This is a genomic window from Pseudomonas sp. TE21435, assembly GCF_056279265.1.
Genome location: NZ_JBWBQZ010000001.1, coordinates 3,875,754 through 3,901,086 on the forward strand (window position 1 = coordinate 3,875,754; position 25,333 = coordinate 3,901,086).

At 64.0% G+C, this 25,333-nt stretch carries 20 protein-coding genes; 6 read left to right on the forward strand and 14 right to left on the reverse strand.

Going from position 1 to position 25,333, the window contains the following annotated elements; translation table 11 throughout:
- Positions 1-59: 59 nt before the first annotated feature.
- Positions 60-1,226 carry an AAA family ATPase gene (locus ACZ9C1_RS17535; RefSeq protein WP_277502299.1) on the forward strand — a complete coding sequence of 389 codons (1,167 nt, stop codon included), beginning with the start codon at positions 60-62 and terminating at the stop codon, positions 1,224-1,226.
- 78 nt (positions 1,227-1,304) lie between these two features.
- On the opposite strand, the gene ACZ9C1_RS17540 is transcribed toward ACZ9C1_RS17535, so the two are convergent.
- The 7 genes from ACZ9C1_RS17540 to ACZ9C1_RS17570 form a co-directional block, all read right to left on the reverse strand.
- Entirely contained in the window at positions 1,305-2,198 is an 894-nt protein-coding gene (locus ACZ9C1_RS17540) for an ABC transporter permease subunit (protein WP_277502300.1), read from the reverse strand.
- On the reverse strand, positions 2,195-3,115 hold the full coding sequence (locus ACZ9C1_RS17545) for an ABC transporter permease subunit (protein WP_023630467.1): 921 nt from the start codon (positions 3,113-3,115) through the stop codon (positions 2,195-2,197). Before ACZ9C1_RS17545 ends, ACZ9C1_RS17540 begins: the two co-directional genes overlap by 4 nt.
- Complete coding sequence (potA, locus tag ACZ9C1_RS17550) at positions 3,112-4,254, reverse strand: polyamine ABC transporter ATP-binding protein (protein ID WP_046853740.1); 1,143 nt, start codon at positions 4,252-4,254, stop codon at positions 3,112-3,114. Before potA ends, ACZ9C1_RS17545 begins: the two co-directional genes overlap by 4 nt.
- Before the next feature lie 57 nt (positions 4,255-4,311).
- Positions 4,312-5,406, reverse strand: a complete 1,095-nt coding sequence (locus ACZ9C1_RS17555) for a polyamine ABC transporter substrate-binding protein (protein ID WP_046853739.1) — start codon at positions 5,404-5,406, stop codon at positions 4,312-4,314.
- Between the two features lie 161 nt (positions 5,407-5,567).
- Positions 5,568-6,665 carry a polyamine ABC transporter substrate-binding protein gene (locus ACZ9C1_RS17560; protein WP_139674374.1) on the reverse strand — a complete coding sequence of 366 codons (1,098 nt, stop codon included), beginning with the start codon at positions 6,663-6,665 and terminating at the stop codon, positions 5,568-5,570.
- A gap of 169 nt (positions 6,666-6,834) precedes the next feature.
- The gene (locus ACZ9C1_RS17565; RefSeq protein ID WP_277502302.1) at positions 6,835-8,196 is read right to left on the reverse strand and encodes an aspartate aminotransferase family protein; all 1,362 of its coding nucleotides are present in this window, start codon (positions 8,194-8,196) and stop codon (positions 6,835-6,837) included.
- Between the two features lie 48 nt (positions 8,197-8,244).
- A complete protein-coding gene (locus ACZ9C1_RS17570) occupies positions 8,245-9,603 on the reverse strand; it encodes a glutamine synthetase family protein (RefSeq protein WP_038707014.1) in 1,359 nt (452 codons plus the stop codon).
- 667 nt (positions 9,604-10,270) lie between these two features.
- Here ACZ9C1_RS17570 and ACZ9C1_RS17575 point away from each other — a divergent pair.
- Positions 10,271-11,647: a glutamine synthetase family protein gene (locus ACZ9C1_RS17575; protein ID WP_038707015.1), complete on the forward strand. Its 1,377-nt coding sequence runs from the start codon at positions 10,271-10,273 to the stop codon at positions 11,645-11,647.
- A gap of 117 nt (positions 11,648-11,764) precedes the next feature.
- On the opposite strand, the gene argA is transcribed toward ACZ9C1_RS17575, so the two are convergent.
- Together argA and argE are read right to left on the reverse strand one after the other, a co-directional pair.
- Complete coding sequence (gene argA / locus ACZ9C1_RS17580) at positions 11,765-13,063, reverse strand: amino-acid N-acetyltransferase (RefSeq protein WP_102685077.1); 1,299 nt, start codon at positions 13,061-13,063, stop codon at positions 11,765-11,767.
- A 108-nt stretch (positions 13,064-13,171) separates the two neighbouring features.
- The gene (gene argE, locus ACZ9C1_RS17585; protein WP_139674381.1) at positions 13,172-14,317 is read right to left on the reverse strand and encodes an acetylornithine deacetylase; all 1,146 of its coding nucleotides are present in this window, start codon (positions 14,315-14,317) and stop codon (positions 13,172-13,174) included.
- 143 nt (positions 14,318-14,460) lie between these two features.
- Here argE and ACZ9C1_RS17590 point away from each other — a divergent pair, with 143 nt between their 5' ends.
- A complete protein-coding gene (locus ACZ9C1_RS17590) occupies positions 14,461-15,840 on the forward strand; it encodes a CYTH domain-containing protein (protein WP_198755003.1) in 1,380 nt (459 codons plus the stop codon).
- Positions 15,841-15,896: 56 nt separating this feature from the next.
- On the opposite strand, the gene ACZ9C1_RS17595 is transcribed toward ACZ9C1_RS17590, so the two are convergent.
- Positions 15,897-16,367, reverse strand: coding sequence for an Lrp/AsnC family transcriptional regulator (locus ACZ9C1_RS17595; protein ID WP_023631494.1), 471 nt, complete (start codon positions 16,365-16,367; stop codon positions 15,897-15,899).
- Positions 16,368-16,492: 125 nt separating this feature from the next.
- Between ACZ9C1_RS17595 and ACZ9C1_RS17600 the strand changes: the two genes are divergently transcribed.
- The 3 genes from ACZ9C1_RS17600 (at position 16,493) to ACZ9C1_RS17610 (ending at position 18,982) form a co-directional block, all read left to right on the forward strand.
- Positions 16,493-16,819, forward strand: a complete 327-nt coding sequence (locus ACZ9C1_RS17600) for a hypothetical protein (RefSeq protein ID WP_094010951.1) — start codon at positions 16,493-16,495, stop codon at positions 16,817-16,819.
- Positions 16,820-16,916: 97 nt separating this feature from the next.
- Positions 16,917-18,575: a GspE/PulE family protein gene (locus ACZ9C1_RS17605; RefSeq protein ID WP_277502304.1), complete on the forward strand. Its 1,659-nt coding sequence runs from the start codon at positions 16,917-16,919 to the stop codon at positions 18,573-18,575.
- Between the two features lie 92 nt (positions 18,576-18,667).
- The gene (locus ACZ9C1_RS17610; RefSeq protein WP_102685073.1) at positions 18,668-18,982 is read left to right on the forward strand and encodes a DUF2388 domain-containing protein; all 315 of its coding nucleotides are present in this window, start codon (positions 18,668-18,670) and stop codon (positions 18,980-18,982) included.
- 32 nt (positions 18,983-19,014) lie between these two features.
- Here ACZ9C1_RS17610 and gcvP read toward each other — a convergent pair whose 3' ends face one another.
- From gcvP to ACZ9C1_RS17630, 4 genes are all read right to left on the reverse strand, one after another.
- Positions 19,015-21,888 carry an aminomethyl-transferring glycine dehydrogenase gene (gcvP, locus tag ACZ9C1_RS17615; protein ID WP_277502305.1) on the reverse strand — a complete coding sequence of 958 codons (2,874 nt, stop codon included), beginning with the start codon at positions 21,886-21,888 and terminating at the stop codon, positions 19,015-19,017.
- 171 nt (positions 21,889-22,059) lie between these two features.
- The gene (gene gcvH / locus ACZ9C1_RS17620; protein ID WP_277502306.1) at positions 22,060-22,443 is read right to left on the reverse strand and encodes a glycine cleavage system protein GcvH; all 384 of its coding nucleotides are present in this window, start codon (positions 22,441-22,443) and stop codon (positions 22,060-22,062) included.
- 48 nt (positions 22,444-22,491) lie between these two features.
- A complete protein-coding gene (gene gcvT / locus ACZ9C1_RS17625) occupies positions 22,492-23,574 on the reverse strand; it encodes a glycine cleavage system aminomethyltransferase GcvT (protein ID WP_277502307.1) in 1,083 nt (360 codons plus the stop codon).
- A 124-nt stretch (positions 23,575-23,698) separates the two neighbouring features.
- Positions 23,699-25,321 carry an ABC transporter permease gene (locus ACZ9C1_RS17630; protein ID WP_139674400.1) on the reverse strand — a complete coding sequence of 541 codons (1,623 nt, stop codon included), beginning with the start codon at positions 25,319-25,321 and terminating at the stop codon, positions 23,699-23,701.
- Between the last annotated feature and the right edge of the window lie 12 nt (positions 25,322-25,333).

Below are 25,333 nucleotides of genomic sequence, written 5' to 3' on the forward strand. Positions count from 1 at the left end.
TTCAACAAAGCGAGGCGGTATCGGCGATACTGCGTTCCGACCGCTCAAGGATGCCGCCTATGCTCACCACCCTGGCCATTGCCAACTACCGCTCGATCAACCAGCTGGTGCTGCCGCTGGGCCGGCTGAACGTGATTACCGGTGCCAATGGCAGTGGCAAGTCCAACCTGTACAAGGCCTTGCGTCTGCTCGCGGAGACCGCGCACGGCGGGGTGGTCAATGCGCTGGCCGCCGAAGGCGGGCTGGAGTCCACCTTCTGGGCCGGCCCAGAGAAGCTCACCCGCCGCATGCTCAGCGGCGAAGTGCCGGTAGAGGGCGGGCCGCGCCAGCATGTCAAACGCTTGAAGATGGGCTTTGCCGGCGCAGACTTCGGCTACGCCATCAGCCTCGGCCTGCCCGAACCCAGCCGGTCCAAGTTCGCCCTCGACCCGCAAATAAAGCTTGAAACCATCTGGGCCGGGCCCCTGTGCCGCCCCGCCAGCCAGCTGGTGCAGCGCAACGCGGCGATGGTCAAGGCCCGCGACGGGCGCCAATGGCAGGTGCTGCACCAGCACATGACCGAGTTCGACAGCCTGTTCGACCAGGTCGGCAGCCTGCAGGGCTCACCCGAGGTGCTGCACCTGCGCGAACAGATCCGCAGTTGGCGGTTCTACGACCACTTCAGGACCGACGCCGAGGCGCCTGCCCGCCAGTCACGGCTGGGCACCCGCACCCCGGTGCTGCATCACGACGGCCGCGACCTCGCCGCAGCGTTGCAGACCATCGATGAGATAGGCGACCTGCAGGCGCTGCAGGATGCGGTGAGCGATGCATTTCCCGGCGCACGCCTCACGGTCGATGCCCAGGCCGGCGGAATGTTCGCCCTGCGCTTGCACCAGGCCGGGCTGTTGCGCCCGCTGAGCGCCGCGGAACTGTCCGACGGCACGTTGCGCTACCTGCTGCTGGTGGCCGCCCTGCTTACCCCTCGCCCGCCGAGCATGATGGTGCTCAACGAGCCGGAAACCAGCCTGCACCCGGACCTGCTGCCGGCGCTGTCACGGTTGATTCGCCGCGCGGCGCGCCAGTGTCAGGTGTGGGTGGTGTCGCACGCTCCACGCTTGGTGGCGGCACTGGAAGAGGACGCGGACTGCAACTCGATCCACTTGGAGAAAACCCTGGGACAGACCGGGGTCGTCGGGCAGGGAATGCTCGATGAGCCGGCCTGGTACTGGCCGGATCAGAGCTGAAAAGAACGCGGGGCAAACCTGCTTCCACGAGTCCCGTGGAGGTCTCGTGGGGGCAGGTTTGCCTCGCGATGCGTCGGTTCAGGCCTGCGCGGTGGCCTGGGCCGGACGACGGACCTGCGGCTGCGAGACGTTCGCCGCGGCGCCCTCTTCGATGGCCTGCTGGATCGCCCGACGACGACGCTCCTCGGCCTGGCGGCTGAAGTACCAGACCATGAAAGTCACCAGCGACACCGACAGCAGGATCAGGCTGGCCACGGCGTTGATCTCCGGCTTCACGCCCAGGCGCACGGCCGAGAACACTTCCATCGGCAGGGTGGTCGAGCCAGGGCCGGAGACGAAGCTGGCCAGCACCAGGTCATCCAGCGACAGGGCGAACGACATCATGCCGCCCGCCGCCAGCGACGGTGCGATCATCGGGATGGTGATCAGGAAGAACACCTTCCACGGCTTGGCGCCCAGGTCCATGGCCGCCTCCTCGATGGACAGGTCCAACTCGCGCAGGCGCGCCGACACCACCACCGCCACGTAGGCTGCGCAGAACGTGGTGTGGGCGATCCAGATGGTGACGATGCCGCGCTCCTGCGGCCAGCCGATCATCTGCGCCATGGCCACGAACAGCAGCAACAGCGACAGACCGGTGATCACCTCGGGCATCACCAGTGGCGCGGTGACCAGGCCACCGAACAGGGTACGGCCCTTGAAGCGGGTGACCCGGGTCAGCACGAAGGCCGCCAGGGTGCCCAGCGCCACCGCGGCGACCGCCGTGTAGCAGGCGATCTCCAGCGAGCGCATCACCGAACCCATCAGCTGGGTGTTGTCGAGCAGGCCGACGTACCACTTCACCGACCAGCCGCCCCATACCGTTACCAGCTTGGAGGCGTTGAACGAGTAGATCACCAGGATCAGCATCGGCAGGTAGATGAACAGCAAGCCGAGCACCAGCATCAGCTTGGAGAAACTGAAGCGTTTCATGCGCGGCCCTCCATCTCTTTGGCCTGGCTGCGGTTGAACAGCAGGATCGGTACGATCAGGATCGCCAGCATCACTACCGCCAGCGCCGATGCCACCGGCCAGTCACGGTTATTGAAGAACTCTTGCCACAGCACTTTACCGATCATCAGGGTTTCCGGGCCGCCGAGCAGTTCAGGAATCACGAACTCGCCCACCACCGGGATGAACACCAGCATGCAGCCGGCGATGATGCCGTTCTTCGACAGCGGCACGGTGATCTTCCAGAAGCTGTTGAAGGTGCTCGAGCCAAGGTCGGATGCAGCTTCCAGCAGGCTTTCGTCGTGCTTCACCAGGTTGGCGTACAGCGGCAGGATCATGAACGGCAGGTACGAATAGACCACGCCGATATACACCGCCAGGTTGGTGTTGAGGATCTGCAGCGGTTGGTCGATCAGCCCCAGCCACAGCAGGAAGCTGTTGAGCAGGCCGTTGTTGCTGAGAATGCCCATCCAGGCGTAGACGCGGATCAGGATCGCAGTCCAGGTCGGCATCATGATCAGCAGCAGCAGGACGGTCTGCGACTCTTTCCTGGCCTTGGAGATGGCATAGGCCATCGGGTAGCCGATCAGCAGGCAGAGCAAGGTGCTGAAGAAGGCTACCTTGAGCGAGCCGAGGTAGGCCGCGATGTACAGCTCGTCCTCGGTCAGCAGGCCATAGTTGGCCAGGTTCAGCACCAGCTGGACCTTGCCTTCCAGGTAGGTGTAGATCTCGGTGTACGGCGGGATGGCCACATCGGCTTCGGCAAAGCTGATCTTCAGGACAATGAAGAACGGCAGCATGAAGAACAGGAACAGCCAGATGAACGGCACGCCGATCACCAGGTGCCGTCCCTCCGGGACAAGGCGCTGGAATGCTCGCTTGAGCTTGCGGATTTTCATGACCGCAGTACCACGCCGCTGTCGTCTTCCCACCACACGTAGACTTCGTCGTCCCAGGTCGGGCGAGTGCCCTGGCGCTCGGCGTTGGCGACGAACGACTGGACGATCTTGCCGCTGGGCAGCTCGACGTAGAAGACCGAGTGGCCGCCGAGGTAGGCGATGTCGTGGACCTTGCCGCGCGACCAGTTGTGCTCGCAGGTAGGCTGCTCGGTGGTGACCAGCAGCTTTTCCGGCCGCAGGGCGTAGGTGATGTGCTTGTCCTCGACCGAAGTGGTGACACCGTGGCCGACGTAGATCTTGCGCTCCAGCTCCGGGCTGGCGATGACCGCATGGCCTTCGGCATCGTCGACCACTTCGCCTTCAAACAGGTTGACGTTGCCGATGAACTCGCAAACCAGGCGGCTGGTCGGGGTTTCATAGATATCGATCGGGCTGCCGATCTGGGCGATCCAGCCCAGGTGCATGATGGCGATGCGCTGGGCCATGGTCATGGCCTCTTCCTGGTCGTGGGTCACCATCACGCAGGTCACGCCCACGCGCTCGATGATCTCCACCAGTTCCAGTTGCATCTGCGAGCGCAGTTTCTTGTCCAGCGCGCCCATCGGCTCATCGAGCAGCAGCAACTTGGGGCGCTTGGCCAGCGAGCGTGCCAAAGCGACGCGCTGGCGCTGGCCACCGGAGAGCTGGTGCGGCTTGCGCTTGGCGTACTGGGTCATGTGCACCAGCTTGAGCATCTCGGCCACGCGGGCGTCGATCTCGGCCTTGGGCATCTTGTCCTGCTGCAGGCCGAAGGCGATGTTCTGCGCCACGGTCATGTGCGGGAACAGCGCGTAGGACTGGAACATCATGTTGATCGGCCGCTCGTAGGGCGGCATGTCGGTGATGTCGACGCCATCGAGGAAGATCCGCCCTTCGGTCGGACGCTCGAAACCGGCCAGCATGCGCAGCAAGGTGGACTTGCCGGAACCGGAGCCGCCCAGTAGGGCGAAGATCTCGCCCTTGCGGATTTCCAGGGACACATCGTCCACGGCTACCGTTTCGTCGAACTTTTTCGTGACCCGGTCGATCTTGACCAGCACCTGCTTGGGTTGCTGGCCACCCTCGAGGGCTTTCTTATAGGCACCGGAGGCAACTGCCATGAGTGAAACTCCCAACAAGATTTGTGTGCCCGCCGCTGCGCTGGCGGGCCTGGATTGTTACTTGCCCGACTTGACCTTGGTCCAGCTGCGGGTCATCAAACGTTGCACCTTGGGTGGCAACTCGGCGTTGACGAACATCTTGTCCAGCACTTCCTGCGGTGGGTAAACCGCGGCGTCAGTCCTCACGGCCTGGTCCATCAGGTCGCCAGCCTTGGGGTTCGGGTTGGCGTAACCGACGTAATCACTGACCTGGGCGATAACCTCAGGTTTCAGCAAATAGTTGATGAAGGCATGGGCCTCCTTGACGTTGCTGGCGTCCTTGGGAATCGCCAGCACATCGAACCAGAGGTTGCCGCCTTCCTTGGGGATGGCGTAGGCCAGCTTCACGCCCTTCTTCGCCTCTTCAGCGCGGGCCTTGGCCTGGAACACGTCGCCGGAGAAACCGGCGGCCACGCAGATATCGCCGTTGGCGAGATCGGTGATGTATTTCGAAGAATGGAAGTAAGTCACGTAGGGACGCACGGCCAGCAGTTTCTTCTCTGCATCGGCGTAGTCCTTGGGGTTGCTGCTGTTGGGGTCGCGGCCCATGTAGTTGAGCACCGCCGGCAGCATCTCGTCGGCGGAGTCGAGGAAGGCCACGCCGCACTTGCTGAGTTTCTTCATGTTCTCAGGCTCGAACAGCACCGCCCAGGAATCGATCTTGTCGGTGCCCAGCGCCGCCTTGACCTTCTCGACGTTGTAGCCGATGCCATTGGTGCCCCACAGGTAGGGGACGGCGTACTGGTTGCCCGGGTCGTTCTTCTCCAGGCGCTTCATCAGCGCCGGGTCGAGGTTCGCATAGTTGGGCAGCAGGTCGCGGTCGAGCTTCTGGAACGCGCCCGCCTTGATCTGCTTGCCGAGGAAATGGTTGGACGGCACGACCACGTCATAGCCGGTGCGCCCGGCCAGCAGCTTGCCTTCCAGCGTCTCGTTGCTGTCGAAGACGTCGTATTTGGGCTCGATCCCGGTTTCCTTCTGGAAATCGGCGAGCGTGGTGGGGCCGACATAGTCGGACCAGTTGTAGATGTGCACCGTGGGCGCCGCTTGGACGCTGCAAGCCAGCGTCAGACCCGCTCCGGCCATCAAGGCCTGGCGAAAAACAGAAATAGACAAGTGGGTGGTCCTCACAATCAGTGCCTTTGCGGGCAGTAAACCTCGGCCGCACACGCAAAACCGGCGCGCAACTTACCTTCACGGCGTGGATGCCGCAAACTTATTTGCCTTTACTGGCCTCTGGGCCGGAAAAGCCCGGCCCAGAGGTTGCCGCATCGGGCTTACTTGCCCGACTTGATCTTGGTCCAGCTGCGGGTGATCTCGCGCTGGGCGGTCTTATCTGGCGCCTTGATCGCGTAGAGCTGCGCTTTCACTTCCTCGGAAGGGTAGATCGCCGGATCGCTGGTAATGTCCTTGTCCACGAACTCGGTGGCTGCCTTGTTACCGTTCGGGAAACGCACGGCGTTGGTAATACCGGCCATGACTTTAGGCTGTAGCAGGTATTCCATGAACTTGTAGGCGGCGTCGACGTTCTCGGCATCTTTCGGAATCGCGACCATGTCGTAGAAGGTGCCGGCACCTTCCTTCGGAATGACATAGCTCAGCTTGACCTTGTCGCCGGCCTCGTGGGCACGTGCCTTGGACTGCTCCAGGTCACCCGAGTAGCCCACGGCCACGCAGATGTTGCCGTTGGCCAGGTCCGAGATGTACTTGGAAGAGTGGAAGTAGGTGATCGAAGGGCGGATTTTCAGGAACAGGTCCTCGGCCGCCTTCAGGTCTTCCTTCTTGGTGCTGTCGCTCGGTTTGCCCAGGTAGTGCAGCGCGGCCGGGATCATCTCTGTCGGCGCATCGAGGAAGCTAACGCCGCAGCTCTTCAGCTTGGCGATGTTCTCTGGCTTGAACACCACGTCCCACGAGTCGATCTTGTCGATGCCCAGCGCGGCCTTGACCTTCTCCGGGTTATAGCCGATGCCGATGGAGCCCCACATGTAGGGGAAGGCGAACTTGTTGCCCGGGTCGCTGGCATCGCCGACCGCCTTGAGCAGGGCCGGGTCGAGGTTTTTCCAGCTCGGCAGCTTGGAGCGGTCCAGCTCCTGGTAGACGCCGGCCTTGATCTGCTTGGCCAGGAAGTTGTTGGACGGCACGACGATGTCGTAACCCGACTTGCCCGCCAGCAGCTTGGCTTCAAGGGTCTCGTTGCTGTCGAAGACGTCGTAGACGACCTTGATGCCGGTCTCTTTCTCGAAGTTGGCCACGGTGTCCGGGGCGATATAGTCCGACCAGTTGTAGACGTGCAGCACCTTGTCGTCAGCCTGAACAGCGGTGGCCATGGCACCCATCAGGGCGGCGGCCAGCAGCGTCTTGCCCAATTTCTTCATGCGTAATGCTCCAGAATTTATTATCAAGCCATCTGTTCAGCAGCCAGGTACCACGGGACGCGCGTTGGGCGACTAAACAGCCGTTAGTCTGGCAAGTTACAAGGCGCTGTTTCAACAGAAGCAGGGCCTTGCAACGACATTAATGTCACCTCGCCAGCCTAGCAGACTGTCATTTGACCGCCTCGTAGGTCAGATCCAGGCACTTGCGCGCCTTTTCCACCAGTTCGTCGATCTCTTCGCGGCTGATCACCAGCGGCGGCGCAATGATCATGGTGTCGCCCACCGCGCGCATCACCAGGCCGTTCTCGAAGCAATGGGTGCGGCAGATCATGCCGACGCCCCTGCCCTCATAGCGGCTACGGGTGGCCTTGTCCTTGACCAACTCGATCGCGCCGAGCAGGCCCAGGCCGCGCACCTCGCCCACCAGTGGGTGGTCCTGCAGCTCACGCAGTCGTTTTTGCAAATACGGTGCCGTTTCGTTGCGGGCACGCTCGACAATCTTCTCGTCGCGCAGGATGCGCAGGTTTTCCAGGCCCACCGCTGCCGCCACAGGGTGGCCGGAGTAGGTGAAGCCGTGGTTGAAGTCACCCCCTTCGCTGATCACCTTGGCCACTTTGTCACGCACGATCACACCGCCCATGGGGATGTAACCGGAGGTCAGGCCCTTGGCGATGGTCATCAGGTCGGGTGCAAGGTCGTAGTAGTCGGAGCCGAACCACTCGCCGGTACGGCCGAAACCGCAGATCACTTCGTCGGCGACGAACAGGATGTCGTACTTGGCGAGGATCTCCTTGATCTTCGGCCAGTAGGTCTCAGGCGGAATGATCACCCCGCCCGCACCCTGGATCGGCTCGGCGATGAAGGCGGCGACGTTGTCCTCGCCGACTTCGAGAATCTTCTTCTCCAGCTGCTCGGCCGCCCACACGCCGAATTCGTCCGGGGTCATGTCGCCCCCCTCACCGAACCAGTACGGTTGCGGGATATGCACGATGCCCGGGATCGGCAGGCCGCCCTGCTCGTGCATGCCACTCATGCCACCCAGGCACGCACCCGCAAAGGTGGAGCCGTGGTAGCCGTTGATGCGGCCGATGATGGTCTGCTTGTGCGGCTTGCCCTTCAGCGCCCAATAGTGGCGAACCATGCGCAGCACGGTGTCGTTGCCCTCGGAACCGGAGCCGGTGAAGAACACATGGGTCATGCCGGCGGGCGCCACGTCGGTGATCGCCTTGGCCAGCTCCAGCGCCGGCGGATGGGCAGTCTGGAAGAACAGGTTGTAGTACGGCAGCTCGCGCATCTGCTGCTCTGCCGCCCGCACCAGCTCTTCACGGCCATAGCCGACCGCCACGCACCACAGGCCGGCCATGCCGTCGAGGATCTTGTGCCCCTCGCTGTCCCACAAATGCACGCCCTGCGCCTTGGTGATGATGCGCGGCCCCTTTTCCTTCAGCTGTTTGTAGTCGCTGAAAGGTGCAAGGTGGTGCTCGCCGCTCAGGGTTTGCCATTCACGGGTTTGCGGGTTGTTGACGCTCATGTGCTTCTCCATGGTCCGGTGGCCGCGCCCTGGCGGCCTCAGGGTTGATCACACAGCAAACAGCAGGAACTCTCGCTCCCAGGAGCTGATGACGCGCTTGAAGTTCTCGTGCTCGGCACGCTTGGTGGCGACGTAGCCGGTGATGAATTTCTTGCCCAGGTACTGCTCCAGCGCGCGGCTGATTTCCATGCGCTCGAGGGCGTCCTCGATGGTCAGCGGCAGGCGCAGGTTTCGGCGCTCGTAGCCACGACCCTGGACTGGCGCGCTGGCCTCGATGCCTTCGACCATGCCGATATAGCCGCACAGCAGGCTGGCGGCAATGGCCAGGTACGGGTTGGCGTCGGCGCCCGGCAGGCGGTTCTCGACCCGGCGGTTCTGCGGCCCGGCATCTGGTACGCGCAAGCCGACGGTGCGGTTCTCTTCGCCCCACTCGACGTTTACCGGCGCGGAGGTGTCCGGCAGGAAGCGGCGGAACGAGTTGACGTTGGGGGCGAACAGCGGCAGGGCCTCGGGGATGAACTTCTGCAGGCCGCCGATGTGATTGAGGAACAGCTCGCTCATGCTGCCGTCGGCGTTGGAGAAGATGTTCTTGCCGGTGACGGCATCGACCACGCTCTGGTGCAGGTGCATGGCGCTGCCCGGCTCGCCGGTCATCGGCTTGGCCATGAAGGTGGCGGCCACGTTGTGCTTGAGCGCCGCCTCGCGCATGGTGCGCTTGAACACCAGGATCTGGTCGGCCAGGTGCAGCGCGTCGCCGTGACGGAAGTTGATTTCCATCTGCGCCGTGCCGTCCTCATGGATCAGCGTGTCGAGGTCCAGCTGCTGCAGCTCACACCAGTCGTAGACGTCCTCGAACAGCGGGTCGAACTCGTTGGCCGCCTCGATGGAGAACGACTGCCGCCCCGTTTCCGGGCGGCCGGAACGGCCCACCGGCGGCTGCAGCGGAAAGTCGGGATCTTCGCTACGCTTGGTCAGGTAGAACTCCATCTCGGGCGCGACAATCGGCTGCCAGCCCTTGTCGGCGTAGAGTTTCAGGACCTTCTTCAGCACATTGCGCGGCGACAGTTCGACCGGGTTGCCCTTCTTGTCGTAGGTGTCGTGGATCACCTGGGCGGTCGGCTCGATGGCCCATGGCACGAGAAACACCGCGTTCTCGTCGGGGCGGCAGATCATGTCGATGTCGGCCGGGTCGAGCAGTTCGTAATAGATGTCATCGTCGACGTAATCGCCGGTCACGGTCTGCAGCAGCACGCTCTCGGGCAGGCGCATGCCCTTTTCGGCGATGAATTTGTTGGTCGGCGAGATCTTGCCGCGGGTGATGCCGGTCAGGTCACTGATCAGGCACTCCACTTCGGTGATCTTGTGCTCTTTCAACCAATCGGTGAGCTGGTCGAGGTTGTTACTCATAAATACCTCAGGAGGTAATGTGGCGCGGTTGGCGGCAACCGGCGGCCACTGACGCCAGGCGTCGGACAAAGTCGGCGCGCAGCGCGCCGAGGGGCCTGGACAGGCCCGCGCCTTGATTCTGGATGCTGTGCATGGCTAAAGCAAAAACCCTCGCGCAGGACGACAATGCATACACGCCATGGGCGCGCGTCCGGACAGAAAGCGAAGGGCAGAAGGAAAGGAGGTGTTGCGCTAAAGCGTTACGAGGCATGGCTTTTTCAAGCGAACCGTCAATTATTGCGGCCAGCGCAGCGCCCCTTCGAAACAGGCGTGCAATGACCGGACGGCAACCGGGAGATGTACCTGAACGCACCGTGCATGCGGCGCTGGCAGGTCTCGACAGGCGGACCATGTGACCCTCGTATTATTGTGTTCTGGGTTGATGCCGAGCTTAGCCTCGTTCATTTTTTTACACAACTCCCCCGTAAAAAATAAAACACGCCCCGCTCGGGATAACCCTTCAAGTCGAAAATAGCGGATAATGGCACGCCCCGAGATGCAGCAAATCTGCCGTAGATGTGCCATTTAAGGGCATCAGGGTGCTGGCTTGACTTAACCTGGTCTTTCCGATTGACTGGGGTTGCAAGCCCCCCTTGATTGATATTTTTAACAACAAAGGTGTTGCATCATGTCGGTACCCCCGCGTGCCGTTCAGCTTAACGAAGCGAACGCGTTCCTTAAGGAACATCCTGAGGTTCTCTACGTTGACCTTCTGATTGCAGATATGAATGGTGTGGTGCGCGGCAAGCGCATAGAGCGCACCAGCCTCCACAAGGTTTACGAGAAAGGCATCAACCTGCCGGCCTCCCTCTTCGCCCTGGATATCAACGGGTCGACCGTCGAAAGCACAGGCCTGGGCCTGGACATCGGCGATGCCGACCGGATCTGCTACCCGATCCCCGACACTCTCTGCAACGAGCCTTGGCAGAAGCGCCCGACCGCGCAGCTGCTGATGACCATGCACGAGATCGAAGGCGAGCCGTTCTTTGCCGACCCGCGTGAAGTGCTGCGCCAGGTGGTGAGCAAGTTCACCGACCTGGGCCTGACCATCTGCGCCGCGTTCGAGCTGGAGTTCTACCTGATCGACCAGGAGAACGTGAACGGCCGCCCGCAGCCGCCACGCTCGCCGATTTCGGGCAAGCGCCCGCAGTCGACCCAGGTGTACCTGATCGACGATCTCGACGAATACGCCGACTGCCTGCAGGACATCCTCGAAGGCGCGAAGGAACAAGGCATCCCAGCCGACGCCATCGTCAAGGAAAGCGCCCCGGCGCAGTTCGAAGTCAACCTGCACCACGTCGCCGACCCGCTCAAGGCCTGTGACTATGCGGTGCTGCTCAAGCGCCTGATCAAGAACATCGCCTACGACCATGAAATGGACACCACCTTCATGGCCAAGCCCTACCCGGGCCAGGCAGGCAACGGCCTGCATGTACACATCTCCGTGCTGGACAAAGATGGCAACAACATCTTCACCAGCGAGGATCCCGAGCAGAACGCCGCGCTACGTCACGCTGTCGGCGGTGTGCTCGAGACCCTGCCCGCCTCGATGGCGTTCCTCTGCCCGAACGTCAACTCGTACCGCCGTTTCGGCGCGCAGTTCTACGTGCCGAACGCACCGAGCTGGGGCCTGGACAACCGTACCGTGGCGCTGCGCGTGCCGACCGGCTCGCCGGATGCCGTGCGCATCGAACATCGCGTGGCCGGCGCCGACGCCAACCCGTACCTGATGATGGCTGCGGTACTGGCCGGCGTGCACCACGGCCTGACCAACAAGGTCGAACCGGGCGAGCCGATCGAAGGCAACTCGTACGAGCAGCTGGAACAGAGCCTGCCGAACAACCTGCGCGATGCCCTGCGCGAGCTGGACGACAGCGAGATCCTCAACAAGTACATCGATCCGAAGTACATTGACATCTTCGTCGCGTGCAAGGAAAGCGAGCTGGAGGAGTTCGAGCACTCGATCTCCGACCTCGAGTACAACTGGTATCTGCACACCGTGTAAACGAAAACGCCGCCCTCAGGGGCGGCGTTTTTCTTTGCCATCGCATCGCGGGTCAAACCCGCTCCCACGTGTGCCAGCCCGGGTACACCGTGGGAGCGGGCTTGACCCGCGATGGCATCAGAGCGGTTTCTCGAAGATCTTCGAATTACGCTGGTAGTTGTACAGCGATGCCCGCGCCGCCGGCAGCCGTTCCACGCCACTGGGCGAGAAGCCGCGCTCACGGAACCAGTGTGCGGTCCGGGTCGTCAGCACGAACAAGGTGTTGAGCCCCAGCGTGCGCGCCCGCTCCTCGATACGCTCGAGCAGCTCATCGCCACGCCCGCCATGCCGGTACTCCGGGTTCACCGCCAGGCACGCCAGCTCCCCCGCCTCGGAATCGGCGATCGGATAGAGCGCCGCGCAGGCGATGATCATGCCCTCGCGCTCGACCACGCTGAACTGCTCGATTTCCCGCTCCAGCACCTCCCGCGAACGGCGCACCAGGATGCCCTGTTCTTCCAACGGGCTGATCAGTTCCAGCAGGCCGCCGACATCCTCGATGGTCGCCTCGCGTACCACTTCGAACTGCTCCTGGGACACCAGCGTGCCACCGCCCCCACGGGTGAACAGCTCGGTCAGCAGCGCACCGTCCTCGGCGTAACTGACGATGTGACTGCGCGCCACACCGCCCTTGCAGGCTTCGGCAGCGGCATCCAGCAGCTCGGCCTGGTAGTCGCTGCCCAGTCGCTGCAGGTGCGGCGCGATCTGTTGCGGGCGCAGCTCGCGTACCAATTGCCCACGCTCATCCAGCAGGCCCGGCTCGGCCCCGAACAGCAGCAGCTTGTCGGCCCCCAGCTCGATGGCGGCGCGGGTGGCCACATCCTCGCAGGCCAGGTTGAAGATCTCGCCGGTCGGCGAGTAGCCCAGCGGCGACAGCAACACGATGGAACGCTCATCGAGCAGGCGATTGATGCCCTTGCGATCGACCCGGCGCACTTCACCGGTATGGTGATAGTCGACCCCTTCAAGCACGCCGATCGGCCGTGCGGTGACCAGGTTGCCGGAGGCCACGCGCAGGCGCGAGCCCTGCATCGGCGAGGCCGCCATGTCCATCGACAGGCGTGCTTCGATGGCCAGGCGCAGGGCACCGACGGCGTCGATCACGCAGTCCAGTGTCGCCGCGTCGGTGATGCGCATGCCATGGTGGTAGTGCGGGGTCAGGCCACGGCTGGCCAGGCGGCTTTCGATCTGCGGACGTGAGCCGTGTACCAGCACCAGGCGCACGCCCAGGCTGTGCAGCAGCACAAGGTCGTGGACAATGTTGCCGAAGTTCGGGTGCTCGACGCCATCACCGGGGAGCATGACCACGAAGGTGCAGTCGCGGTGGGCGTTGATGTAGGGGGAAGCATGGCGCAACCAGTTGACGTAATCGGGCATGACAAGGCCTGTGGATAAGTGAACGGAGAACGAAAAGGCGCACAACGTTCGAAAGTCATCGTCGGAACAGGCTTGCGGTCACGCGCGGTCTCCTCTGCTCAGGAAGGATCAATGGTTCAGGCAATAGTGCCGGATCAGATCACGCAATAGACGCACGGTAGGCTCGATGCGTGACATTTCAAGGTATTCCCCTGGCTGGTGGGCACAAGCGATGTCACCGGGGCCCAGCACGATGGTCTGGCAACCGAGCTGCTGAAGATAAGGCGCTTCGGTGCCAAAGGCCACCGCTTCGGCACGATGGCCGGTCAGACGCTCGGCCAGGCGCACCAGCTCGCTGTCGGCGGCCTGTTCGAAAGGTGGCACCTCGGGGAACAGTGGCGCGTAATCGATGCGCACTTCATGGCGTTCGGCCAACGGTGCCAGCTTGCCGCGGATCGCTGCGCGCAGCTGCTCAACATCCATGCCCGGCAATGGCCGCAGGTCGAACTCCAGGGCGCACTGGCCACAGATGCGGTTGGGATTGTCGCCGCCATGGATACAGCCAAAGTTCAGGGTCGGCGCAGGCACCGTGAACTGTGGGTTGCGGTACTGCTCCTGCCAGCTGCGGCGCAGCGTCATCAGCTCGCCCATCACCGCATGCATGGCTTCCAGGGCGCTGCGACCCAGGGTCGGATCCGACGAATGGCCACTGCGCCCGAGAATGTCGATGCGGTCCATGAGGATGCCCTTGTGCATGCGGATCGGCTTGAGCCCGGTGGGCTCGCCGATCACCGCCGCCCGCCCGAGGGGCTGGCCGGCCTCTGCCAAGGCCCGGGCGCCGGACATGGAGCTTTCTTCGTCGCAGGTGGCGAGGATCAGCAGCGGCTGTTTGAAATCGTGCTCGAGCAGCGGGATCACCGCCTCGATGACCAGGGCGAAGAAGCCCTTCATGTCGCAGCTGCCCAGGCCCACCCAACGGCCATCGACCTCGGTGAGCTTGAGCGGGTCGCTGCTCCACAGTTGCGGGTCGAAGGGCACCGTGTCGCTGTGCCCGGCCAGCACCAGGCCGCCCGGGCCGGTGCCGCGGCTTGCCAGCAAGTTGAACTTGCCAGGGCTGACCTGTTGGATCTCGCACGTGAAACCCAGGTCACCCAACCAGCCGGCCAGCAGGTCGATGACGGCTCGGTTGGACTGGTCCAGCGCAGCCTGGGTGCAACTGACCGAAGGTGCGGCGATCAGGGCGGCAAACTGGTCTTTCAGCGATGGCAACGGCATGCGCGGACTCCTCGGAAGCGTGAGAGGCATCATAACAACGCGGTCGCCTGGCAGGACAACCCCATACGCCCCTTCGCGGACCGGCAGGCACCACCCGACTCCTGTAGACTGCACACCACGATGCCCCTCCTTCCGAGCCCGCGATGCACAAAGAAACCGAACTCAAACTCCGCGCCAGTCGCGAGACCCTTGCCGCCCTGCGCGAGCACCCGCTGCTGAAAAAGCGCAACAAGTCCGGCTGGCAGACCCGCGAACTGCTCAACCAGTACTTCGACACCCCGGAGCGCGACCTGTCCGCCGCCCGTGTCGCCCTGCGCCTGCGCCGCGATGGCGAGGTCATCATCCAGACCCTCAAGTGCCGCGGCCAGAGCGTGGCCGGCCTGTCCGAGCGCAACGAGTTCGAATGGCACCTGGACAAGGTCAAGCTCGACCTGAAGAAACTCGATGGCACCTGCTGGCCCGAGCAACTGGCCGGGCTGGACAAGAAGGCCATCAAACCGCTGTTCACCACCGATTTCACCCGCGAGTACGCCGAGATCGCCTGGGGCCGCGGCAAGGCCAAGGTGGTGATCGAAGCGGCCATCGACCAGGGCTTCGTGATCGCCGGCAAGCGCAAGGAAGAAATCTGCGAGCTGGAGCTGGAGCTGCGTGAAGGTGCCCCGGAGGCGCTGCTGGAGCTGGCCGCCGAGCTGTCCGCCAGCCTCGCCCTGATGCCATGCGACATCAGCAAGGCCGAGCGCGGCTACCGCCTGCTCGATCCGGACAGCTACGAGCTGGGCCTGCCCGCGACCGAGCTGCACGCCGAGATGCCGCTGGACGACGCCTACGCCGCCCTGGCCTGGCAACTGCTGGGCAGCAGCCAGCGCCTGGCCGAGCAGTATCGCCACAATGGCCACTGGCGCCTGCTGCAGGACTGGGTCCGCTGCCTGGCCGAACTGCGCGCCATCACCGCCAGCCTCGGCCAGGCGGCACCGCGCCCGACCACCCGAGCCTTGCGCGCCAGCCTCGATGCGCTGCTGGAAGACTGGCGCCCGCTGGTACTGGCCGGCAACGATGACGAAGACATCCGCCGCGCCGCGCCCGAGCAGTTCGCTGAAGAGCTGGAAGACCCGCGCTGGGGCCAGTTCTCCCTGGAGACCGCACGCTGGCTGACCGCCCGCACCTGGACCGTCGAGCGCAAGGGCCGTGGCGAGCGCCAGGGCAAGGCGCAGCTGGCCAGCTGGCTGCAGCACTTGCTGGGCGAGGAAGCCCGCGCCCTGAAGCTGCCGCTGTATGTACAGCGTCCGGAGGACCTGGCCGAGCAGCTGCCGCGCATCGAGACCGTGCAAACTTGGCTGCACCACGCCCGCCAGGTACTCGACCTGCCACAGCTGGACCGTCTGTACGGCGAGCTGAACAAGCTTCACGAGCTGGCCGAACTGCCGCTGCTGGAGGAAGACAAGGGCGAACTGCTGGAGGCCCGCATCGAACAGGCTCGCGCCATCGAGCAGAACCGCGCCTGGAAGCACCTGCTCAAGGCCTGAGTCCGCACCGCCCGCTCCTGCACTCGTGGGAGCGGGCTTGCCCCGCGATTGGCGCTTCAGGGCCTCAGCGGCAGGCTCGTGGTCGACTTGATCTCCGACAACGCCACGATCGAGTTAACTTCCTGAATACCCGGCACGTTCGACAGTTTTTCGAAGAAGAACCGCTCGTAAGCCTCGATGTCCGAGGTGACGATACGCAGCAGGAAGTCCACCGCCCCCATCAGCACATAACATTCCAGCACTTCGGGAAAACCGCGGATCGCCTCGGTGAACTCGGCGAAGTTCGAACGGCCATGGGCGTTGAGCTTCACTTCGGCGAAGATCTGCGTGTTCAGCCCTACCTTCTTGCGGTCCAGCAGCGTCACCTGGCCGCGAATCACGCCCTCCTCTCTCAAGCGTTGAATGCGCCGCCAGCAAGGTGACTGCGACAGTCCCACACGCTCGGCGATCTGCGCGCTGGACAGCGAGGCGTCGTCTTGCAGCAGTTCAAGGATGCGCCGGTCATAAGCGTCCAATTCGCCAAGCATTATTAATTCTCCAATTTGCATTTTTGCGAATTAAAAAATTCGCGTTAGCGCGATATTGGCGAATCATAGCGAAAAAATGCCCCGTGTGACGTGCAAGAATTTCTCCACTTTCGCGGAGACCCAGCATGAACGCACTCGAACGGCCCCTCAACTTGCCCCGCCTCGACGCCTGGGCCGCCAACACTGTCCACTGCACGGTGCACTACCGCCTGCAGGCAGACGCCGAACCGGACAGCCTGTGCCGCGTGCTCAACCTGTTCGCCTTGCAATTCCTCACCCCGCACAGCGTCAACGTGAGCCAGTGCGACGATCTGCTGGACGTGGCGATCGGCGTCGGCGGCCTGAGCTGGCACCGGGCCGAAGTGATCGCGCAGAAACTGCGCAACCTGGTCTGCGTCAGCGAAGTGTGCCTGGCGAACCTGCCACAGCTTGCGGAGGTAGCCCGCCGTTGAAACCGGCAGGCAATGTCCGGAAACCCTTTGCACCGACACCTTGCGTCCCGCACGGCTAGCCTTGCCCAGGCCTCTGAAGCTCGGCAAGGACGCTTCCATGCTCGCCAACGACCACCATGATCTTGACCTCAATCGCCTGCTGGATGCCTTGCTGGCTGAGCAGCGGATCGCCCCCGAAGCCGCTCTCGCGGCACTCGAGCGCGGCAAGACCCACCCTGCTGAACATCCCTTGGAACTGATCGCCGCCATCGGCCACCCGCTGGAGCTGGACGCCCTGTGCCGCTGGCTGGCAGACCGGGTAGGCCAGCCTTTTCTGGTAATCGACCCCTTGCAGGTCGACCTGGTGCGCGTGGCCGGGCTGATGTCCGCAGCCTTCGCCCAGCGCCATGGCATCCTCGCCGTGGCCGTGGATGAATACAGTGTCACGGTGGCCAGCGCGCAGCCTTATCAACACGAATGGGAGGCAGACCTGAGCCGTAGCCTGGGCAAGGCAGTGCGTCGGGTGCTGGCCAGTCCGCGGCAGCTCCGCCAGCTGCGCCCGACCTTCCTGGGCCTGGCCCACTCCGTGCGCGGCGCGGGCCTTGGCCAGTTGCCCCGTCTCGGCGAGCTGGAGCAACTGCTCGAACTGGGTGCCAGGCAAGCCCAGGCCAGCGCGGACGATGCCCATATCGTGCACATCGTCGACTGGATGCTGCAGTACGCCATCGAGCAGCGCGCCAGCGATATCCACCTGGAGCCTCGCCGTGAACAAGGCCATCTGCGCCTGCGCATCGATGGCCTGCTGCACGCGGTGTATGCCTTCCCGGCCAGCGTCACACTGGCTATGGTCAGCCGGCTGAAGCACCTGGGCCGCATGAACGTCGCCGAAAAACGCCGGCCACAGGACGGCCGCCTGAAAACCCGCCTGCCCAGCGGCGCCGAGGTGGAACTGCGCCTGTCCACCCTGCCCACCCCGTTCGGCGAGAAGCTGGTGCTGCGCCTGTCCGACCCTCAGCAACTGCACGACAGCCTAGAAACCCTGGGCCTGGAGGGCGCGTTGCTGGAGCAGTGGCTGGCCCTGCTGCAACAGCGCCAGGGCATCCTGCTGGTGACGGGGCCGACCGGCTCGGGCAAGACCAGCACCCTCTATGCCAGCCTCCGGCACCTGGCCACTCCCCAGGTCAACCTGTGCAGCATCGAAGACCCGATCGAGCGTCTTGAACCGATGATCAACCAGTTGCAGGTCCAGCCCAGCCTGGAGCTGGACTTCGCCAGCGGTGTCCGTGCCCTGCTGCGCCAGGACCCGGACATCATCATGATCGGCGAAATCCGCGACCGGGAAACCGCTCAGGTGGCCGTGCAGGCGGCCCTCACCGGGCATCTGGTGTTGTCGACCCTGCATACCCAGGACGCCTGCGGCGCGATCACCCGCTTGTTGGAGCTTGGCGTCGCCGACTACCTGATCCGGGCGACTCTGATCGGGGTCATGGCCCAGCGCCTGGTGCGCACGCTATGTCGCGCTTGTCTGGACCTGCCCCCGCAGGATCGCCAGGCCTGCCCGCAATGCAGGGGTACGGGTTTCCATGGGCGTACCGGGCTGTTCGAACTGCTCCAGGTCAGCACCGCTTTGCGCGAACGGATCACCCCCGCCAGCGACCTCGCCGCCCTGCGGCAACAGGCCGAGGTAGACGGGTTGCGTGACCTTCGACGGCACGGTGGTGACCGGGTCGTCCAGGGCAGGACCTGTACCGAAGAGGTCCTGCGGGTCTGTGGATAACCAAGAAATCCCCTTTGTGGCCGGGAACTTGGGGCAGTGAGAAACGCTCAAATCGGCATCTCAACCGCCCTCATACACCGAGGTGATTCATTATGCGTTTCAAAACAGCCATCGCAGCCACCGTCCTGTTCTCGCTGCCCCTTGGCTCCGCCATGGCCGACACGTTCTGGCGCAATATCATCTCCTCCGGCGCGACTACCGCCTCGACCTACCTGACGTTCAAGGACCACAAGCTGATCGTCGCCGCCCAAGACGACGCCGGCAGCTTCGTTGCCAGTGATGGCGCCATTCGCGGGCCGTTCCTGGAAGCCGCAATCCGCCAGGTGCGCGCGGACAACCCGGGCGTGCAGGCCAGTGACATGGAACTGGCCAACGCGATCCTGGCCAAGAACGCTGTGGCCGAGTAAGCCCATTCCTGCTGTGTCGGTGGATCGCTAGCTCAGCGATAAGCCTCCACCGGCACGCACGCGCAGAACAGATTCCTGTCCCCATACACGTTGTCGACCCGGTTCACCGCCGGCCAGTACTTGTGCTGGCGGGCGTGAGCGCTGGGGGCGATGCCCTGTTCAATGCTGTAGGGCCGGTTCCACGGCGCCAGCACATCGGCCAGGGTGTGCGGTGCATGCTTGAGCGGGTTGTCCTCCGCAGGCCAGTTGCCGTCCTGCACCTGCGCGATCTCGGCGCGGATCGCCAGCATCGCTTCGACGAAACGATCCAGCTCGGCCTTCGACTCGCTTTCGGTGGGCTCGACCATCAACGTGCCCGGTACCGGGAACGACATGGTCGGGGCATGGAAGCCATAGTCCATCAGGCGCTTGGCCACGTCCTCCTCGGTAATGCCGGTCAGCGCCTTGAGCGGGCGCAGGTCGAAGATGCACTCATGGGCCACCCGCTGGTTGCGCCCACGGTAGAGCACCGGGAAGGCATCGCGCAGCTGGCTGGCCAGGTAATTGGCGGACAAGATCGCCACCTCGCTGGCATCGGCCAGCTGCGGCCCCATCATGGCGATGTACATCCAGCTGATCGGCAGGATGCTGGCGCTGCCCCAAGGCGCCGCGCTCACCGCGCTGTTGTTCGGGTCCAGCCCCGGCACCGGCACCACCGGGTGGCTGGCCACGAACGGCTTGAGATGTGCACGGATGCCGATGGGCCCCATGCCCGGGCCACCGCCGCCATGGGGGATGCAGAAGGTCTTGTGCAGGTTCATGTGCGAGACATCGGCACCGATGTCCGCCGGCCGCGTCAGCCCTACCTGGGCATTGAGATTGGCGCCGTCCATGTAAACCTGCCCGCCAAGCTGGTGCACCACCTCGCAGATCTCGCGGATGCCCTCTTCATACACCCCATGGGTGGACGGGTAGGTCACCATCAGGCACGACAGCCGCTCGCCGGCCTGGCGCGCCTTGGCCTTGAGGTCGTCGAGGTCGACGTTGCCATCCCCGTCGCACTCGACGATCACCACCTCCATGCCGGCCATCTGCGCCGACGCCGGGTTGGTGCCATGGGCCGAGGACGGGATCAGGCAGATCGTGCGCCCGGCCTGGTGGCGGCTGCGGTGGTAACGAGTGATCGCCATCAGCCCGGCGTACTCGCCCTGGGCGCCCGAGTTGGGCTGCATGCAGATGGCATCGAAGCCGGTGATGGCGCACAGCCAGGCTTCGAGCTCGTCGATCATCGCCTTGTAGCCTTGCACCTGCGCCGCCGGGGCGAACGGATGCGGTTGGGCGAACTCAGGCCAGGTGATGGGGATCATCTCGCTGGTGGCGTTGAGCTTCATGGTGCACGAGCCCAGCGGGATCATCGACTGGTTGAGTGCCAGGTCCTTGTTCTCCAGCTGCTTGAGGTAGCGCAGCATCTCGGTCTCGCTGTGGTGCAGGTTGAACACCGGGTGCTGCAGGATCGGCGTGCGCCTCACCAGCGCGCCAGGGATGCCTTCGGGCAGGGCCTGCTGGTCGAGGGCGGCTATGTCCAGGCCGTGGTCGACGCCGAGGAAAATGTCGAACAGCTTGAGCACCGTGGCCTCGTCGCAGGTTTCGTCCAGGCTCACCCCCAGATGGCCACGGCCAAGGATGCGCAGGTTGATGCGGGCGTCCTCGGCGCTTTCGATGATCGCCCCCTGGGTGCCGCCGACGTCCAGCGTCAGGGTGTCGAAGAAATGCTGGTTGAGGCGCTTGATGCCCTTGGCCTCGAGCCCGGCGGCCAGGACGAAGGTCAGCCGGTGCACGCGCTGGGCGATGCGCTGCAAGCCCTCAGGCCCGTGATAGACAGCATAGAAGCCGGCGATGTTGGCCAGTAGCACCTGGGCCGTGCAGATGTTGGAGTTGGCTTTCTCGCGACGTATATGTTGCTCGCGTGTCTGCAGGGCCATGCGCAGCGCAGTGTTGCCACGGGCATCACGTGATACGCCGATGATGCGCCCGGGCATCGCCCGCTTGTAGTCGTCGCGGCAGGCGAAATAGGCCGCGTGCGGCCCGCCATAACCCATGGGCACGCCAAAGCGCTGGGTCGAGCCGAGCACCACGTCGGCCCCCAGTTCGCCGGGCGGTGTCAGCACCACCAGGCTGAGGATGTCGGCGGCGACGCAGGCCAGGGCCTGCTGACCGTGCAACTGGTCGATCAGCGGGCGCAGGTCGCGGACCTCGCCGTGGGTGTCCGGATACTGCAGCAACGCCCCGAACACCTTGTGCTTGCCCAGGTTGTCCACGGTGTCGACGATCAACTCGAAGCCAAAGCCTTCGGCACGGGTCTTGAGCACCGACAGGGTTTGCGGGTGGCAGTGCTCGTCGGCGAAGAAGGCGTTGCTCTTGCTGCGCGCCACGCGCTTGGCCAGTGCCATGGCTTCGGCGGCAGCGGTGGCCTCGTCAAGCAGCGAGGCATTGGCCAGGGGCAGGCCGGCAAGGTCGATGATCATTTGCTGGAAGTTCAACAGCGCCTCCAGCCGGCCTTGGGCGATTTCTGGTTGGTAAGGCGTGTAGGCGGTGTACCAGCCAGGGTTCTCCAGCACGTTGCGCAGGATGACCGTGGGGGTAATGGTGGGGTGGTAGCCCATGCCGATCAGGTTGGTCCACAGCTGGTTCTGCGCAGCGTGGCCCGCGAGTTTGGCCAGTGCAGCCTGCTCATCGAGGGCCGGCGGCAGGTCGAGCGGGCGATTGAAGCGGATGCCCGGCGGCACCGTCTGCTCGATCAGTTCACTGCGGCTGGCGACGCCGAGGGCGTCGAGCATGGCCTGCTGCTCCTGGGCATCAGGCCCCAGGTGGCGACGCAGGAAAGGGTTGGACTCTTGCAGTTGGCTCAGCGATGGTGACTGGGACATGGCGACGATCTCTTCCTGGACCAGCTCTCATGGAGACTTACAAGTCTAGGAAGGATTGCCGAATGTGCGGGGATTATTGCGTTTGCCGTGCAGCCCTTATCGCGGGGCAAGCCCGCTCCCACAAGGAACACACTATGGGAACGGGCATGCCCCGCGATGAGGGCGGCCCTGTTACTCGCCGATCAGCGCTGCATAGCCTGCTGCGTCCAGCAGCTTGTCCAGCTCGGACTTGTCACTTGGCTTGAGCTTGAAGATCCAGGAATCGTAAGGCTCGGAGTTCAGAAGCTCCGGCGCATCGCTGAGCTCTTCGTTGACCGCGATCACTTCACCACCCACCGGCGCATAGATATCCGAGGCGGCCTTGACGGACTCGACCACGCCAGCAGCGTCGCCGGCGGCGAACACCTTGCCGACTTCGGTCAGCTCGACGAACACCACGTCGCCCAGTGCTACCTGGGCATGGTCACTGATACCCACGGTCACCGTGCCATCGGCTTCCAGGCGAGCCCACTCGTGGCTTTCGGCAAAACGCAGGTCGGCGGGGATTTGGCTCATTGTCTTGTATTCCTCGTAATGGGTCAGCGGACGGCCCGCCGTTAATGTTCAGATCAGGATCTTGCCATGGCGCACGAAGGTCGGCTTGACCACTCGCACCGGGTACCACTTGCCGCGAATTTCCACCTCGGCCCGGTCACCGGTGGCCATGGGCACGCGGGCCAAGGCAATGGATTTGCTCAGCGTAGGCGAGAAACTACCACTGGTGATCTCCCCTTCACCAATCCCGGATACACGGACCACCTGATGCGCGCGCAATACGCCACGCTCCTCGAGCACCAGGCCGACCAGTTTTTCCTTGACGCCCTGTTCGATTTCCGCGAGCAGGCCGCTGCGGCCGATAAATTCGCGCCCGACCGGCTCCCAGGCGACGCTCCAGCCCAGGTTGGAGGTCAACGGGGTATGGGCTTCATCGATATCCTGGCCATACAGGTTCATGCCGGCTTCCAGGCGCAGCGTATCGCGGGCGCCCAGGCCACTCGGGGCGATACCGGCGCCGACCAGGTCGTTGTAGAACGCCGGGGCCTGTTCGCCCGGAAGAATGATTTCCAGCCCGTCTTCCCCGGTATAGCCGGTGCGGGCGATGAACCAGTCACCGTCGGCGAGGCCTTCGAAGGGGCGCAGCTCGCGGATCAGCGCGGCCCGCGAGGCGCTGAGCAGGGCAGCGACCTTTTCTCGGGCGTGAGGCCCCTGGATGGCGAGAATGGCCAGTTCAGGCCGTGCCTTGAAATTCACCTTGAAGCCTTCGCTGCGGGTCTGCAGCCAGGCCAGCACCTTGTCGCGGGTGGCGGCATTGGCCACCAGGCGATAACCGTCTTCGGTGCGGTAGGCGATGAGATCGTCAATGACCCCGCCCTCGGCATTGAGCAGCGGGCTGTAGAGGGCCTTGCCGGGGGTTTCCAGGCGCGTCACGTCGTTGGCCAGCAGGTGCTGCAGCCAGGGCGTGGCGGCGCAGCCATCGATATCGATGACCGTCATGTGGGAAACATCGAACACCCCGCAATCACTGCGCACCTGGTGGTGCTCCTCGACTTGCGAGCCGTAGTGCAGGGGCATGTCCCATCCGCCGAAATCGACCGTCTTGGCGCCAAGCGCCAGGTGCAGGTCATACAGAGGCGTACGCTGTCCCATGGGTTTCTCCTTCCGGGCGTGGCGAGGCGGCGGCGGTCGGCGATGTTCAAGCATCACCTGTTCTTGTAGGACCCGTCGCTGCGAATGCCGCGCATTGTAGCCGCAAGGGAGCTGCGTGACACCCTCAGCGCGGATGCCCCGGACGATGGGCCGAACGGCGGATCAGGCCGATCACCGGCAGCAGGCCGACCAGTACCAGGGTCAACGCTGGCAGCGAAGCACGCGCCCATTCGCCCTCGCTAGTCATCTCGAACACGCGCACGGCCAAAGTGTCCCAGCCAAACGGGCGCATCAACAAAGTCGCCGGCATCTCCTTGAGTACATCGACGAATACCAGCAGGGCGGCACTGAGGGCGCCGGGCACCAGCAACGGCAGATACACCTTGAAAAACAATCCTGGGCCACCGACCCCGAGGCTGCGCGACGCTTCCGGAAGCGATGGGCGGATCCGCTCCAGGCTGCTCTCCAGCGGACCATAGGCCACAGCGATGAACCGGACCAGATAAGCCAGCAACAATGCCGACAAGCTTCCCAGCAACATCGGTTTGCCAGCCCCACCCAACCACTGGGACAGCGGCACTACCAGCTCGTTGTCCAGGTAGCTGAACGCCAACATGATCGACACGGCCAGCACCGAGCCGGGCAAGGCGTACCCCAGGTTGGCCAAGCCGACCCCGGCGCGGATACCAGCGGTCGGGGCCTGCCGCCTGGCGAACGCCAGCAGCATGGCCACGCTGACCGTGATCAACGCCGCCATGGCACCGAGGTACAGGGTGTGCATGACCAGGCCGAGATAACGCTCGTCGAGGTCGTGCCGACCCCGCTGCCAGAGCCACGCCAGCAACTGCAGCATCGGGATGACGAAGGCACAGGCGAACACCAGCAGGCACCAGACACTGGCAGCCAACGCCTTGATACCCCGCAAGTGATAAAGCGCCTGTGCCCTCGGGCGTTCGTTGCCACTGCGGCTGGCCCCTCGGGCCCGGCGCTCGCCGTACAGCACCAGGATCACGGCCAGCAACAGCAGGCTGGCCAGTTGCGCCGCGCTGGACAGGCTGAAGAAGCCGTACCAGGTCTTGTAGATGGCTGTGGTAAAGGTGTCGAAATTGAATACTGCCACCGCGCCGAAATCGGCCAGGGTCTCCATCAATGCCAGGGCGATGCCGGCGCCGATGGCCGGCCGCGCCATGGGCAAGGCCACCCGCCAGAACGCCTGCAGCGGTGACAGCCCCAACACCCGCGCCGCCTCCATCAAGCCCTTGCCCTGGGCCAGGAACGCTGTGCGCGCCAGCAGGTAGACGTAGGGGTAGAACACCAGCACCAATACCGTGATCACGCCACCGGTGGAGCGCACCCTGGGCAGGCGCATGGGCCCGAACACCTCGCGCAGCGCCGTCTGCACGGGGCCTGCAAAATCGAGCAGGCCGACGAAGACGAACGCCAGCACATAGGCCGGGATGGCGAACGGTAGCATCAAAGCCCAGTCCAGCCACCGCCGGCCGGGGAACTCGCAGAGGCTGGTGAGCCAGGCCAAACTCACCCCCAGCACGGTCACGCCAAGACCTACGCCGACCACCAGGGTCAGGGTGTTGCCCAGCAGGCGACTCATCTGGGTGTCGAGCAGGTGCGACCAAATCTGCATGTCGACCGACTGCCATGACAACAGCAAGACGCTGAGCGGCAGCAGGACCAGGGCGGCGACCAGCAAGACCGGGAGGTACCAGCGACGTTGGGGGGTGTGGGCCAAATGGAAAATCTC